The following is a 14,483-nucleotide window of genomic DNA, read 5'->3' as shown; positions in this document are numbered from 1 at the left end:
GGCGAGACTGCGCTGGATGGCAGGCTGTGGGGCATGCCCACGCTTCAATTGTGCCGGCATGGAGGCATCCCGTTTACACGCCTTGCATTCATAAGCATGTTCAATGTGCTGCACTTTTACCATTTTGGCAGGGATGAACTTTGCCTCCTCACGGACAATGGTGCTGCCGATATCCGTCATGGCGTGCCGACAGCACGCACAGGTCGTGTCGTCGGGGTGGTGATGAACACACTCCACCTCCACAAGGTCACACAAGGAGTCATTCCTCTTTTTCCTGGATTTCTTTCTAGCAACAGTGTACGAAACAGTCTGTTGGCTTTGTTCTTCTGTGTGCTCAGGTTCAGGAAAAGGGGAATCATCCTCATCAAATAGGGATCCTTGCCCATCGGGCGTATTGTATTTGGATTTCTCCGTTTTGGATCCGTAGAGGAGTTTGGTCAAGTACTGAATTTGATGGGTGAGTGATTCAATTTGCTTGGTAAGTTCTTGATTCTGTTGATTCGCAACAGCTAATTGTTCTTCCAATAATCGGATGATTTTTTCAGATTGCTGATCGCTTGCCACGACATTCACCACTTTCCGTCCGGTTTTGTTCCTTCTATTATAACGGGTCAGGAGTTCGGATGAAAGATAGATTTTAAAATGTGCCTTGTGGCGAAGGCTGAATCGCTTTTGGCTGTTGGATGGACAAACCTTCGAGCAACCATCGAAGCTCCTGCTGAGTTAAGTTCTTTACTTCCTGTTCGTCTCTTGGCCATTGCAGCTTCCCGCTATCCAGGCGTTTATACAACATGGCGAAGCCGTCTCCGTCAAAATACAGACATTTATACCGATCCTTTTTCCAGCCCGCAAACAGAAAGATGGAGTCGCTGTATGGATCCAACTCGAAAGAATCCTGGATCAGTGCAGCCAGACCATCAATTCCTTTTCGCATATCGGTTTTCCCGCAAATGATATAGATATTTTGAACAGAGGTATAATCCTGTCTCATCGCTTGATCAGCTCCCTCATGATCGTTTGGATGATGCGCTCCTCAACGCCGTTATGGAAGGTGATTTCGGCATTGGCCAGTTTGACGGTACAAAGGCCGGAGGTATGGGCAGAAACAATTGGAAGGCTGGCGTCTGACTCGGGATGCAATGTGACGGGGACAATAGTTAATGGTTTTTTCGGCATTAAGAAAGCACCTCCTTCAGTTGATACATTGATCATACTAGGAGGTGCTGCGTAAATATATGCGTTGTTTAATTGGGGGCTTACAATAAAAATAATAGAGGAAGGGTGTGAGCGTGTGATGATAAATTTTGTAACTACGGATGTGAGCCATTTTCGTTTCGATGAATATCGGAGAGAAATCATTGACTATGACGGAGAGGAAAAAAACGTAGTGATTCCATCTCATATTGATGGGATGGAAGTGGTGTCCATCGGGCCGGATGCGTTCTGGAATAAAGGATTGACATCGGTCATTCTCCCGCCGACGTTATCAGTTATTGGGTTTTACGCTTTCGCTTTTAATGAGCTGAAAGAAGTGCGTATCCCGAAGAGTGTTGTCTTGATCGAAGATGGTGCGTTTATGCATAACAAACTGGAGTTCCTGCGATTAGGAAAGGATCTTTTCTCTATTCCATATGCTGGGTTCTATCACAACAGGTTGTCTAAGATTGTCTTGCCGGAGAACGTACAGGAGATCCACCCGGATGCCTTTGGTCATAATCCCATCAAAGAACTTGTTTTTGAAGGGTTACCGACTTTCATTCATAGGCCTGCGTTTAACCTTGGCATAGATGACATGGGACAAGTTACAGTGTCAGGTGTGGGGGCCAGCGACCTACGCTCACTTCTCGACCATCACGCGAAATACGTTGATACCTTTCGGGCCTTGCATGCGAGCCGTCAATAAAATAAATCAGTTTCACACATGGATTTGCAGCCGTGTATTTTTTTTGAAAATGTGGTATGATGTAAATAGAACACCATATAATAAAAAAATGACCACAGCGGGAACTGTGGTCAAATAGATACCCATTCTTCCGATAGGGGATTGGCGTTATCTAATCTGTAAAAGAAAAAATAGCCCTTACCCATTTTAGCGAACAGGGGGGCTATTTTTTTGTGTTAAAAATAGCGACAACGACAGCGATTAGCGCGATGATCATCGTGGAGAACGAAATCATAAGCGTTAGCGCCTGGAAAATTGTCATGGCATCACCCCTTTCGGGGATAACTCCAACCACCCTATTCTTTATCAAGAGTAGATAATAAATCGAATGAGTATCTACTTACCAGTATAACATAAATATGCCTAGATTTCTTCTGTTCTCATAAAGAAAGCCTTGTAATATCAAGGGTTTTCACGATTCTTTATATACTTTGTAACGATGCAAAGAGTGAGGGTGTGATAGATGAAAATATCGTTGAATTTCTTTATCATTCCGGTCACTTAGTACGTGATCTAGGATGCAGCTGTTGCGTAAATGCTTTGCCGAAAGCTTTCGAAGGCCCGCTAGTCTTACCTCATCTTTCATCATTTCTTGTATACCTCTAGTTGATAATCTTTTCGGTTGTTCATTCGCATAATCGTATTGGTAGTCATTGCTACGATTATTAAAGGAAATAAATAATGGATCATTTGATAGGTATCGAGGTCTTTTAAGCGGGTCAATGGTTTTTAAATACGTAAGAACGTGCTGTAAGGGTTCGTCCGATAATTTATAGATGTTTCGATGACCGTCCTGTTTAAATTCAATGGTGGACTGCGCGAGGTTAATCATGCTCATGTTGATAGACGATATTTCTTTCGGGCGAAGTCCTTTGTATCGAATCAAATAGACAATAGCTATATTTCTATCGATAGAATATCCCGTGCTGCAGAATCGATGGGTCGTTTCATGGATTTCAGTAATCGATGCATTTCTTTATTCGATATGAAATCAGTTTGTTTTAAAGGCGAAGCGCGGTATGTTTTAACATGTTCTGACGATGTGGCATGGTTGTCGTAATGCACAAGTAATCGATGAATAACAGACAGGTGGCGCTTGATGGTAGTATCACTAAGTTTCTTTTTCTTTAGGTGTTCAATGTAAGAGGTAATATGTGCAGCGAAAGATCTTTTACGTCCAGCCATGAAATAAATGGTTTAAGGTCAGAGGTGTATTGCTTTAGCGTTCCCTGCTTTTTCCCTGCTTTTTTTAATGCCTCGAGATAGCGGTTCAGATAGAATATATTCTCCATTTTATAACGCCTCCGTATAAAATTTTACGCATCCAACCTGATAGTTTACTACAACCCTTATCCCAAGAAAAGTGAATATGTGTTTGGATAGTTGTTTTGTCCTAGAAGGGTGATTAATACAAAAACCCGGTGCGTAAAGTTTTATGTTATAAAAAGTGGATAAATAAATGGTTGATTTTATTCTTATAAGATTCTATAATCATCTTATAAGAAATAATTAAAATAAATCTATTAAAATCTTATAAGAAGAAGGCGATGGAGCAATGAAATTAGAAACGTTGCAAAAAGCTTTAGCCTTATCATCAGCAAACACCACGGACGAATTTGTTGATGAGGTCTTAACTGTTTATATTGAACAAAAGGAAGCAGAGGCGGCCAAGCGTGGGAATGCTCCCGTTCATTATAGAACTGCATGGGGGCGAACGAAGGAGTTTAAAGCGGAAGGATTCAGTGAAGATGGTCGAACGATTCATATTAAAGAGGGGTCGGATTTCGCATCCGAAGAAACGCCATCACTAACGCCTGGATACAGAGATTTCCGACGTGAGTTAATAGAAGATGGCGTAGTGAAAAAGATAAACGATGAGAAGTATGTGTTTGATAAAGATTACACATTCTTATCTTTTTCCACAGCTGCCAGTGTAATTCGTGGAGTGGTGTTAAACGGAACGAGATCTTTTAAAAAAATGACGGATTGATGAATCTGTCATTTTTTTAGAACTATGACACTAAAAAATATATTCGGTACATTGTCAACCGAGCAATGAATAAAAAACTTAATTGTAAATTATAATCAATGTCATTAGACGATGCGTTGAAAGAAAGGATAAACAAGTTTCTAAACACCATAGAGCGTGAAGTGAATAAGGGAGAAATAATCTTTTTTTGTTGTGGTTAGTGTGGAGATAAAAGGATGTTGTTCAGATCGTTGTAATTTTATTTGTGAGTATTTCAGGAAGCAGAAAAAAAGATGCCAAACTATTCTAAAAAGAGATGGAACGGTAGGAATGTGGAAAAATGATTACATAGTCCGAGCATAAATTGATTCACAGAGTTAGAATGTTGTTTACAAAAAAATGGGACATGTTTAATATTACGACTTTTTATAAAAGTGACTTTCATAGGGAAGAAACTGCAAGACTGTTGAAAAGATTGGGTCAATCTACTGACATAACGAAAGATGTGTATTACGGCACATTTGCCTATATTGTTGGTGCCACATATAAAGTAAGCCAAATATGGGACACTGTAGATGAAGATGGAATTGATCTTGAAAGATTGCTTGAGACAATAGACCCATATTCCGTAAGTGAAAAAATAATGATACGATTTGCTTTGCAATGCTTTAATAGCCGTTTAGATGATATTTCGATTAGTGATGTCATGCGCCATCTAGATGACGAAAACACAAAGGTAATTAAGCAGGCGATAGATATTAGGTATTAACACAGCAAAATGAAATTCTTTGTTGATCGTTTCAGCTACATTGTTTATTTTTAGGAATGTTTCACATTTAATAATCGCTGCTGTTATGGGAAGAAAAGAAGGTATTTTGGGTGAAGGAATGTTTAACTACGCTTTAGAAGTTACTCATTCTTATTCTAAAATTCCTGAAATAGTAGTATTTGTCATTGGTTTAATATACTTAGTATATGCAGAAATAAAAAAAGAAAAATGACAAAAATATGTAGTGGAACTTTAACAATTAAGTAATTACAGTCAACTAAGTCTGCATTAAAATATAGTGTTAAATTAGATTATAACCTAGAGATAAAAGTAAATAAAAAGGGCATGTTTCGAACTAAGAGTCCACTAGAACATGCTCTTTTTAATGAGATTGTTAAAATTTTTTATAAAAAATGGAATTATTGCTGCGTAACTATAAAGATGTTTAAAATCACAATAAAATCGTTTAACGGTGCCTAAAGATTGTATCATAAGTGGCTCAAAAACATGGCACCATTCCTTCGCTTTCCGCGGGCGGTACGGGGAGATCACTGTGGAGCACTACCTGTCACGCTAATCCCCCAAGAGTCGCCGCCCAGAATTTAAACTTTAATTTAGCGCAGTGACTGTATTTTCTTCGAGGAATTGCAGAATGCTACTGGTCTCGAATCTATAAGTTTCTCACAGTTGGGCTAACGTTTAAATCATATTCCTACGGAATTCTTTCAAAAGCTTTATTTATTCAAAATCAAGCACTCCTCGCATAAGATTTCCGAACTTTTCTGCATCTCATTTTCGTTACATCATCATCTGAGTGACCTAACCTTTCCAAAATCCTTTCCAAACTAACGCCAGCTTCGGCTAATAAAGATGTATGAGTATGTCTCAGTGAGTGAGGGATTAAAGATATTAAAGTATTATTTAGATTAGCTATTATTAATCGCCATTCTATGTTGAAGGATCTTTACATATACAGGGTAACCTGGGTATGTTCCATTATTACAAGCATTTCGTCAATTTCAATAGTGCGTTTAGATCTTCTTCCATCTCCAATTCTACTAGGGGTAGCATCAGATAACCGCGGAATGTTGGCGGTACCCTATATAGCTTCCCCTTTAAGTGATGGTTATGTCATAGCGTTTTTTACAATGTTGCGGTAGTAGCCTATGGTAAACAGAGCGAATACAAAATAGATAACCGTGTAAATCACCATGACGATGGATGCCGGAAACGTGGTGTCTGACCGGATCATAAATGAAGCCGCCTTGATAGCAAAGATCGAATGCAGCATACCGATCGACAGAGGGAGAAGGAACACGATGGTCTGCTTTCGTATAATGCCTTTCATGATCATATCCACGTCAAATCCGAGCTGACGCAACGTCTTAAAGCTTTGTTTTTCCTGCTCGGCTTCGGTCATTTGCTTGAAGTACAAGATGCTGCCGGTTGAGATTAAAAAGACAAGTCCAAGGAAAGCTGCGATGAAAATGAGCAAGCCTGTCAGTTCCAACACTTTTTTGTATTGCGCATAGTAATCATACTTTAATCTTTCGTCATTGTCGTATTTTTCGTATATTGAGGAAGCGATGGCGAGCTCTTCCTTGTCCGAAACTTGATACGTATCAAAGTGAATTTTTTTATAATCAGGCGTATCGGCCATTTGTTCTGCGATATTGTCCATCGTCGCTTCTGACACTAGCAGCTGACTGCCGGGAGCATTTAAATTCATGATATTCCTTTCCCTCAATGTCCTCAATGTATACATAACGGTCTGTTCATGCTGCTCCAATGCTATTTCGGTTGGATATCGCTTCGACTGCTCATCTAAGTCCCCGGCAAGTGAGGCCCCAGCGTCGTACAAAATGGCTTCACCATCTGGCGGCACGTTGAGGTCTGCGCCTGTTTGTTTAAGCTGTTCGGCTGGAAGCCATAACAAACTTTCTTCAACCTTGTAGGATTCGTCATTCGGATCAAGGATGATACCCACCGTCAGAACCGCTTGAACGACGTGGTGATGAACATTGATGCCTTCTTTCTCCAGCTCCATTTTGAACGACAGCGCCTCCTGCTGATCGTTTTCAAACATAAAATCATAAGGGAGATCGCGACGGGTCTCATGCTCTACGGAGTAGTAGAAGGAGTAAGCCATGGAAATCAGCGTGATGGTCAAGGCTGACAACACCGTAATCAAGGCAAGTGAGTTGGCATTTGCTTTCGTATGGTGCATCAGCGGAGCCATCGACAGGCTGTTTGTTAAGCCTAGGTGTCCATCTTTACGTTTGCGAAACCGATAAAGGCACCATCTAATCGTAACGTGAAACAATAAGTAAGTCCCTGTAACGATAGATCCGAGCATCAATAGTGCGTTGGGGAATAACTCTTTATCGACATGACCCGATAATTTATAGCCGTATCCAATCAGCGCCAGACCGAGCAGGGCGAAAATAGCAGATGTCACCGCTTTAGGCGGCTTAGTGAGATCAGGCCGCTTGTCAGCTTGAAACAGATTCAGAAGGGTGTTGCGATAAACTGTCAGCATTATCTGAATGGAAGTGATGACGATGATGAGAAGATAGACCATCGCCGTTTTAAAAGCCGCTGGTACGGAGAAGCTGATGCCGACAATCCCTTCTAAGCCGAGCAGATTCAGCAAAATCAAGACGAACAGCCTTGAAACCAACGCGCCGCAAATGATCGCAGCAAGTAGTGCACCAAAGCCAAGCAGTATATTCTCGATCATTAGATATCGGACTACCCAGCCTTTGGAAAGACCAATCAGCCGATATAGTCCGATTTCTCGACTGCGCCGACGCAGGAAAATGCCGTTGGCCGAGACGGTAAAGATCGCAACGATTACAATCAGCATGACTCCTGCAATTTGAAAGAAGGCAAAGCTCGTATGTGTCATATTCTGAACAGCCTGATCGTGCTGAAGTGAGGCGAAGACAAAATACAGGCTCATACTAAAGATCAGCGCAAAGAAGTACAAATAATAATGCTTCACATTTTGCCGCATACTGCGAAGCACTAATTCAAAAACCGTCAACATGGTTGTCCCCCCAGTACAGCTTGCACGTCCATAATTTCATTAAAGAAGGCATGTCTTGTTTTATCGCCGCGGTAGAGCTCGGAATAAATCTTCCCGTCTTTTAAAAACACAACACGGTTGCAATAGCTGGAGGCTACCGGATCATGGGTCACCATGACAATGGTGACGCCTCGCTGCTGATTCACCTTCTCCATCACGTCCAGTAACGAGGAAGCGGATTTGGAATCCAGTGCACCGGTCGGTTCGTCCGCAAACACGATCGAAGGCTGGTGGATCAGAGCGCGCCCAGCAGCTGTCCGTTGTTTCTGGCCTCCTGATATTTCATGCGGATATTTGTGCGACAGTGCTTTAATGTCAAGCACATCGGCGATGGCTGTGAACTCGCTTTCCGCTTTCCGCTTCCTCATTTTGCTAAGGGAGATGGGCAGCAGTATATTTTCCTTCACTGTCAACGTGTCCAGTAGATTGTAATCCTGGAAGATGAATCCCAGCTTGTTGCGCCGAAAGGCGGAAAGCGCGGTATTACTCAGCTTGGAGGTATCTGCGCCATCGATTAAAACTGTTCCATCTGTTTGATGATCAATCGTGGCTAAGACGTTAAGCAATGTCGTCTTGCCTGAGCCGGAAGGGCCCATAATGCCGACAAATTCACTGCGGGTGACCCGTAAATCTATTCCTTTTAAAACATGCTGTGCATTTCCTTTATTACCATATGTTTTGTGGATGCTTCGTGCTTGTAAAACAGTTTCTCCTACATTCAACTGATCCATAACGTACCTCCCAATCATAATTGTTGCTTGCGGATAGCTTTATTATACGATTGGATTTTCCGCTTGTCGTACGTTTAAGATGACAATCTGGCAAAACAACGTGACAATATTGTCAGATTCACTATTCCACGCCAAAAAGCAGTCAGGAGCAATCCTGACTGCTTCATAGCTGGATATTACTTACCCGCCCTCTTCGGACAGCTTCGAATGCGTTGGGATCGACAAAGATCATTCGCATCACCGTACCTTTCGTTTGACTGGGTTGCGCTTGGAGGGTAATTCCTAATTTATCTGCAACGGTTTTTGCAAGATAGAGCCCAAGTCCAGTCGCTGCGTTTTGAATCCTGCCGTTTTCGCCTGTGAAGCCTTTGTCAAAGATACGCGGCAATTCGTGCGGCTGTATTCCTGGTCCTTCATCGATGACATCCAAAAAGACTTGGCCTTTCTCTGTTACATCTGTCACGATCATAAGTGCCGTATTCGCAGGATTATATTTCACGGCATTCGTCAACAGTTGCCGAAGGATGAAGCGGCACCATTTTTGGTCTGTAATGGCCTTTACATCCGTTCCTTCGATACTGACCGCCAGATTTTTTTCCATACACCATGGCGCCAGCTCCCGTACTTCTTCCGCGGCAAGGCGCTGTATGGAGGCCAATTCAAGAACATAGTCTGATTCGATCGCGGGCAGACGTGTCATATACAGCTGACGGTCGACTAACAAATACACCCGCAACCATTCCGCCTCAATTTTACGTATTTCCGGATCACTTGACCGAGCGTCCAGGATTAGCTTCATAGCGGTGAGAGGAGTCTTCACCTCATGGATCCATGCGGCCGTGAATTCATTCTCGATAAGTTGAGTTTCTTTATAGTCAGAAAGCTTTCGTTTGAACTGAAGGGAGGCCTCCCGTAAGATGTCGTTTGTCATCTGATCTAGGCCGTCCCCAGGCTCAGGAAGTGACTCGATCCAGTCTAAGGCCATGTCTTCCTGCAGAGCAGCCAACGCGGCGGCATATTTTGTCTCTCTTTTGAAGCGCCATATAAAAAATAGGATAAAGGACAGAATAAATGAGGCGTTAAAATAAAGGAGAGAAGTAGATGTGACCTGGATGCCTTGATCAAGCAGGATCAGAGCATTGGCTAAGCCGAGCAAGCCGGCAAACAGTAAAATCCAGCTTTTCCTTGCATCAACGTAACGGATAAACATGGCACGGTTCCTCCTATCAGTACATGTTCATAATCTCTATAAAGTGATGGCCATATAACCTAGCCCTTTTTTTGTCACAATAGCGTCTGCCAGATTGATCGTCTCCAGCTTCTGCCGCAAACGGGTTATATTCGCCGTGAGGGTATTGTCGTTCACGAACTGCTCGTCCTCCCATAGCTTTCGTATCAAGTCATGGCGCGAGATAATAACATTGTTCGACCTCACAAGCGTGATTAGTATAAAAAATTCATTTTTTGTTAAATCCACTTCTTTCCCAGCGTTTCGAATTATACCTCGATTTAAATCAATCAAGGCGCCGTTCCATTGAAGAATATTCGATTGCTCTTCGCCATAAGCATATGTCCTTCGGAGCACGGCTTGAATTTTGGCATAAAGCACGTCTGTATGAAACGGCTTCTGGATGAAGTCGTCCGCCCCCATGCTCAGCGCCATAACCATATCCATTGGGTGATCGCGGGAGGAAAGGAAAACAATGGGTACCTTGGAAACAGCGCGAATCTCGCGACACCAATGAAAGCCGTCAAATTTCGGGAGTGTGACATCCATAATAATGAGCTGAGGCTGTTGTTCAAGAAATGAACGCATCACACTTTCAAAATCATCTGGTCTCGTGACCTGGAACGACCAAGCCTCTAGGCCTTTCTTCAACGCAGCAAACAAAGCATCATCATCTTCAACAACAAATATGTTTATCTTCATCGAGCTAGCCTCCTAGTGTCGCAAATTTGACTGTTGTAAAAAAAGTTGAGGTAACAAAGAATTACTCCTCATTAATATAACACAAATTAATGTTTCACCTATGGTAGGGGATGGAAATGATTCGAGAATTGAAGGGCTACTATGGGAATATTTACTTTCATCTTAGGCACGGCATGATGTAATAACGCCCACTCAAAGAAAAGAAGCTTCCTCTAAGTCTGCAGACTTAGGGGAAGCTTCTTTTTTGATAAATCCTTTTTTGTATGCCTTAACAGTAAGTGAAGTAGATTAATCGGGAAGTGTCTGGCACATACTCTTATGTTCCTTAATACAAAGCACTCCGATCAAACCGATGATGGAAAAGAGGACTGGAATGATGAAACCGTAGCGGTAGCCGGCATTTATATTTCCAGCAGCTTGAAAATAATCTAATACATTCCCAAAAATGGTTGGAAGCAATACAGCACTTAGGAATCCGCCCGTATTGGCAAACCCGGAAACAAGGCCGGATTCTGATATAGGATATGATTGCCGGATGAAGGCAAATGTTAGCATACAGGCTCCATAACAGAGACCAATAGTAAAGAAAAGTAACATAACCAAGAAAACCGGCGGCTTCTCAGCAAGAAACAGAAAGGCGGACCAGCTCAATAGCATTGTTGTATGGACCCAAACATAGGGACGTTTCACCAATTCTAATCGATTGGAAATCCAGCTAGATAGCGGTGCACCAATAAGTGCTCCGATTAGGCCAATCATTATAAGTTGACTTGCATCTGACCGTGTCATTTCAAACACATGCATCCCATAAGGCACTGCCCATGAACCGATAAATCCAACATACGCACCGACCATCCCAAAATGGCAAAAGAATAAAGCCCATGTTTGCCAATTCGAGCAGATTCTTTTTAGTAAAACGAATGTTTTTTCACGCTGTGCTTCATTTTTTATCCATAACGATTGCTTTGGCTTTTTCACAAGAACAATATAAAGCATCAATCCACATAAGCATATTAACAGTCCCGCTGTAAAAAAGGCTGCTCTCCAGCCAATTAATTCAATCCATAAAGAAAAAGGCACTGTCGCCAAAACGAAACCGAGGCTCCCTGTCATTCCGGCCAAACCAATTAATTTTACAAATTCCTTTGCACTAAACCATTGGCTCAAAATTAACACCAGATTGACCCAGATCGTTGCATCTCCTATTCCTGTCAATATTCTCGCGAAAAACAGGGGGAATTCATGCCCACCAAGGCTATAAATAATTGTGCCAGCCCCTGACAGGATCGCCCCTATGATTAGAAAAAAATTAGGTCCAAAACGATCAGCTAAAATACCCATTGGAATTTGCAAACCGGTATATACAAAAAACTGTATGCTTGCCAGTAGTCCAATCGCCGATGCTGTGACAGCAAAATCGCTCATCAATTGATCTGTAATCAAACCCGGAGCCGTTCGCTGACTCGACATGAATAAATAGGTACATGTGACAGCAGCAAATACAACCCATCTAAACCTACTATTTTGTTTATCCAATGATTTCTACCCCTGTAGTTATTTACTCTTATCTATATGGGATAACTGTAATAATAGGAACATCTTTTTACTATGAAGAAGGATTTACTTATTCATGGAGGTAATACAATCTGGTTTGGAAATATACTTCTCTTTATTAAATGGAAATGGATGAGATTGGATTAGCTGGAACGGACATATGCAGTGAAATCGTAAAACGGTGTGAACAAGAGGAAAGGGTGCGATCATTTCAAACCCTTCCCCAGCTGTATGAAGAAGAACGGAGTGAATATTTAAACACAGCCAGTTTGGCCGTCTTTTATAAAAAATCTTGCTTGAAAAAGATAGCAAATTTATAAAGTTATATTAATTCCAGTTTTTCTCTATAAATTGAACAGCAGGTTGTAAATTGGTTTCGTTAGCAATTGAAATGAGAGCGGGAACCACAGATGGGGCTGTTTTGGAGAAGTTAGGGATCCGTGGATTTAGCCGAAAAAAACGATCGCCAAGAAGTTGAGAACTGACCTCGGATTCATAGTAACCGGATCCACTAGCGACAATCTGAAGAAATGGCAGTAAAGGTTCATTGGGAGACCGGTCAAAAAGAACTCCCCAATTGGGGGGAAGGTTTTTCATATTTTTGGGGCGTATGTTATCTGCACTTATCATTCCCCACCCCTTCGTATCCCTTCTTAAACGAGTAGGCTCTTGACCTGTTCCAATGGATAATACCGCAATTTGATCCAACGGCTGTTTGGCTTTCCCTACAGCAAACGCGATACTGGCTGTACTTGGATTAGTTGTTACTGTATACCCATCTACGTAGTTTTGATAGGCTCTTTGCGTCGCGGGAGCACCACTGCTCCGTAATATTACATCACTTGCTTTCTCATATAAATAGGGAGAGCTACGGAAGTTGTGAAATAACACAGGAGTCCAACGGTTTAGCTCCGGTGAGAATAAATGAAATGCAGGGACAACAATTCGCTTTTTTAAGTCTTTGAGGAGAAGATCAGGTGGAAAAAATGTTTGTACTGCTTCAATGAAACCAGAATATGGTAATTGCTGGTTAAAAACAGGTCCACCGGGTCGGGAAAAGCTAAATGCTGGCAGAATTTCATCCTTAAAATACTGGAATGTCTCCTTCGGCGATCTTCCGCTTGCTAATGCAAGGGCAGTGAATGAACCGATTGAATTTCCTGAAAAAACATTGGTTCGACTAATTAAATTAGAGTTTCGGCGAGCCAGTCTGTTCAAAAGTTGTAAACTTAAAGCGCCTAGGACACCGCCTCCATCAAAGGACATGATCCGATATTTAGTCAAAGCTGCTTTCTCCTTTCTAATCTGGTCACAAGTATCATTCAGTATATGTTTATTTTGTCTCATACATGAGTATGAATACTTCTTTTATGCAAAATCCAGCAGAGCAGGAGCAGATTAGAGCATTATGCTTTTTAAAGAAGGCATCTCACTAGTTTACTGAACCTATGAGACCTCCTTTCTTTTGTTACATGACCATCAATATTATTAAACCATTTCGGGGTTCCAAAAGTTATTTTAGAACTTCTTCTAATTGTTTTCTTATAACTTCACGTCAGGAATATTCACCTGAAAGGTTTATTAGTATTCATTGAATACAGCTTTGAGGCATGGCCAACCATCTATTAATGCGAATTTGTATTTTTAAAAAGATTAATGGATAAAGAGAAGTAGCAATCAAGGAAAGTACCTTGAACAATTAACAGAAGAGTGTGATAACATATGTAGTGAAGATTGGTTCCGCCTCAAAAATATTTACGAGGAGGTTTAAAATGAATAAAAGATATTCACTTTTTGGTTTTGTGTACTTTGAGCTCCATGCAAAGTCTATATTATGAACAACAGCGGTTGTTTGTATGGAGCTAGCTAGTTATAACCGTTGGACTTCACTCTGGATTGAATGGTCGATATTGTTGATAGTATAGGCTTTGCTACCTTAAAATTCATAATTATTTTAAGGAGCGGAGCGAGAATATGAAATATATTAAAGCGTATTCGATTTTTCCAAAGGATCTTCTTGAGGAAATTCAAAAATATGTTCAAGGAGAACTAGTATATATCCCAAGGCAAGAAGGCGTCCGTAAGGGCTGGGGAGAAGAATCCGGGTATAAAGAAATTTTGAAGCTACGAAATGAAGAAATCCGCCAAAAGTTCTGTAATGGAGTAACGATTCATGAACTTATGGAACAATATTTTCTTTCCTACGATAGCATTAAAAAAATTGTCTACTCAAAGAAATAGTTGAAAGGTCTGTGAGGTATTTAACTCACGGGCTTTTTTGTGCAAAAAACATTTATAAAATAAATTCTATATATCATCAGGAACTCGAATAACTTACCATTATGTGGAAACAAGAAAAGGAAAAATTTAAACCGATTAGATAAAGAGGTGATATCTAATGGGATTCAACTTTCGTGCATTTAGGGATGAAGACGGTTGCGAAGCCCTTCGCACAGTGATCATACAAAGTTTAAAAAGTGAACGCTTAAATTTTGGAAGG

Annotated in this window: 19 protein-coding genes; 6 read left to right on the top strand and 13 right to left on the bottom strand. The window is 41.3% G+C overall.

Annotation, left to right across the window (positions count from 1 at the left end; translation table 11 throughout):
* The 3 genes from J2Z23_RS19645 to J2Z23_RS19635 all read right to left on the bottom strand — a co-directional run.
* On the bottom strand, positions 1 to 573 hold a 573-nt coding region (locus J2Z23_RS19645; protein WP_209974913.1), incomplete at its 3' end, for an IS66 family transposase zinc-finger binding domain-containing protein.
* Between the two features lie 64 nt (positions 574 to 637).
* Entirely contained in the window at positions 638 to 991 is a 354-nt protein-coding gene (tnpB, locus tag J2Z23_RS19640) for an IS66 family insertion sequence element accessory protein TnpB (protein ID WP_057988694.1), read from the bottom strand.
* Positions 988 to 1,176 (bottom strand): hypothetical protein, encoded by a 189-nt coding sequence (locus J2Z23_RS19635; RefSeq protein WP_057988695.1) that lies wholly within the window; start codon positions 1,174 to 1,176, stop codon positions 988 to 990. The genes tnpB and J2Z23_RS19635 overlap by 4 nt, the downstream gene beginning before the upstream one ends.
* 118 nt (positions 1,177 to 1,294) lie before the next feature.
* On the opposite strand from J2Z23_RS19635, the gene J2Z23_RS19630 reads away from it, so the two are divergent.
* Positions 1,295 to 1,903, top strand: a complete 609-nt coding sequence (locus tag J2Z23_RS19630; RefSeq protein WP_209974911.1) for a leucine-rich repeat domain-containing protein — start codon at positions 1,295 to 1,297, stop codon at positions 1,901 to 1,903.
* 202 nt (positions 1,904 to 2,105) lie between these two features.
* On the opposite strand, the gene J2Z23_RS22840 is transcribed toward J2Z23_RS19630, so the two are convergent.
* The 3 genes from J2Z23_RS22840 to J2Z23_RS19620 form a co-directional block, all read right to left on the bottom strand.
* A complete protein-coding gene (locus tag J2Z23_RS22840) occupies positions 2,106 to 2,204 on the bottom strand; it encodes a putative holin-like toxin (RefSeq protein ID WP_420798647.1) in 99 nt (32 codons plus the stop codon).
* 150 nt (positions 2,205 to 2,354) lie between these two features.
* Complete coding sequence (locus tag J2Z23_RS19625) at positions 2,355 to 2,837, bottom strand: site-specific integrase (RefSeq protein WP_420798648.1); 483 nt, start codon at positions 2,835 to 2,837, stop codon at positions 2,355 to 2,357.
* Between the two features lie 232 nt (positions 2,838 to 3,069).
* Complete coding sequence (locus J2Z23_RS19620) at positions 3,070 to 3,234, bottom strand: hypothetical protein (protein WP_165589650.1); 165 nt, start codon at positions 3,232 to 3,234, stop codon at positions 3,070 to 3,072.
* A gap of 263 nt (positions 3,235 to 3,497) precedes the next feature.
* Between J2Z23_RS19620 and J2Z23_RS19615 the strand changes: the two genes are divergently transcribed.
* From J2Z23_RS19615 to J2Z23_RS19605, 3 genes are all read left to right on the top strand, one after another.
* A complete protein-coding gene (locus tag J2Z23_RS19615) occupies positions 3,498 to 3,932 on the top strand; it encodes a DUF4357 domain-containing protein (RefSeq protein WP_057987750.1) in 435 nt (144 codons plus the stop codon).
* A gap of 343 nt (positions 3,933 to 4,275) precedes the next feature.
* On the top strand, positions 4,276 to 4,680 hold the full coding sequence (locus J2Z23_RS19610) for a hypothetical protein (RefSeq protein WP_057994379.1): 405 nt from the start codon (positions 4,276 to 4,278) through the stop codon (positions 4,678 to 4,680).
* A 19-nt stretch (positions 4,681 to 4,699) separates the two neighbouring features.
* Positions 4,700 to 4,912: a hypothetical protein gene (locus J2Z23_RS19605; RefSeq protein ID WP_057994378.1), complete on the top strand. Its 213-nt coding sequence runs from the start codon at positions 4,700 to 4,702 to the stop codon at positions 4,910 to 4,912.
* Between the two features lie 516 nt (positions 4,913 to 5,428).
* On the opposite strand, the gene J2Z23_RS19600 is transcribed toward J2Z23_RS19605, so the two are convergent.
* The 6 genes from J2Z23_RS19600 to J2Z23_RS19575 all read right to left on the bottom strand — a co-directional run bounded on the left by J2Z23_RS19600 (position 5,429) and on the right by J2Z23_RS19575 (position 11,965).
* Positions 5,429 to 5,569: a site-specific integrase gene (locus J2Z23_RS19600; protein WP_238456154.1), complete on the bottom strand. Its 141-nt coding sequence runs from the start codon at positions 5,567 to 5,569 to the stop codon at positions 5,429 to 5,431.
* A 237-nt stretch (positions 5,570 to 5,806) separates the two neighbouring features.
* Complete coding sequence (locus tag J2Z23_RS19595; protein WP_238482866.1) at positions 5,807 to 7,729, bottom strand: ABC transporter permease; 1,923 nt, start codon at positions 7,727 to 7,729, stop codon at positions 5,807 to 5,809.
* Entirely contained in the window at positions 7,723 to 8,499 is a 777-nt protein-coding gene (locus J2Z23_RS19590) for an ABC transporter ATP-binding protein (protein ID WP_057987756.1), read from the bottom strand. The genes J2Z23_RS19595 and J2Z23_RS19590 overlap by 7 nt, the downstream gene beginning before the upstream one ends.
* A 163-nt stretch (positions 8,500 to 8,662) precedes the next feature.
* Positions 8,663 to 9,709, bottom strand: a complete 1,047-nt coding sequence (locus J2Z23_RS19585) for a sensor histidine kinase (protein WP_209974907.1) — start codon at positions 9,707 to 9,709, stop codon at positions 8,663 to 8,665.
* Positions 9,710 to 9,745: 36 nt separating this feature from the next.
* Positions 9,746 to 10,429, bottom strand: a complete 684-nt coding sequence (locus J2Z23_RS19580) for a response regulator transcription factor (RefSeq protein ID WP_128738576.1) — start codon at positions 10,427 to 10,429, stop codon at positions 9,746 to 9,748.
* Between the two features lie 288 nt (positions 10,430 to 10,717).
* Positions 10,718 to 11,965 (bottom strand): MFS transporter, encoded by a 1,248-nt coding sequence (locus J2Z23_RS19575; RefSeq protein ID WP_057987760.1) that lies wholly within the window; start codon positions 11,963 to 11,965, stop codon positions 10,718 to 10,720.
* A 140-nt stretch (positions 11,966 to 12,105) separates the two neighbouring features.
* Between J2Z23_RS19575 and J2Z23_RS19570 the strand changes: the two genes are divergently transcribed.
* Positions 12,106 to 12,303, top strand: coding sequence for a hypothetical protein (locus J2Z23_RS19570; RefSeq protein ID WP_057994372.1), 198 nt, complete (start codon positions 12,106 to 12,108; stop codon positions 12,301 to 12,303).
* A 7-nt stretch (positions 12,304 to 12,310) separates the two neighbouring features.
* Here the strand turns inward: J2Z23_RS19570 and J2Z23_RS19565 are convergent, their stop codons facing one another.
* Positions 12,311 to 13,267, bottom strand: a complete 957-nt coding sequence (locus tag J2Z23_RS19565) for a patatin-like phospholipase family protein (RefSeq protein ID WP_209974920.1) — start codon at positions 13,265 to 13,267, stop codon at positions 12,311 to 12,313.
* A 690-nt stretch (positions 13,268 to 13,957) separates the two neighbouring features.
* Between J2Z23_RS19565 and J2Z23_RS19560 the strand changes: the two genes are divergently transcribed.
* Positions 13,958 to 14,224 (top strand): CD3324 family protein, encoded by a 267-nt coding sequence (locus J2Z23_RS19560; RefSeq protein WP_057987763.1) that lies wholly within the window; start codon positions 13,958 to 13,960, stop codon positions 14,222 to 14,224.
* Positions 14,225 to 14,483: the final 259 nt, after the last annotated feature.

It is taken from the genome of Lederbergia galactosidilytica (assembly GCF_017873565.1).
Taxonomy (GTDB): domain Bacteria; phylum Bacillota; class Bacilli; order Bacillales; family Bacillaceae_C; genus Lederbergia; species Lederbergia galactosidilytica.
Note: the sequence above shows the minus strand (reverse complement) of the source record. Positions and strands in the feature narration are given on the sequence as shown.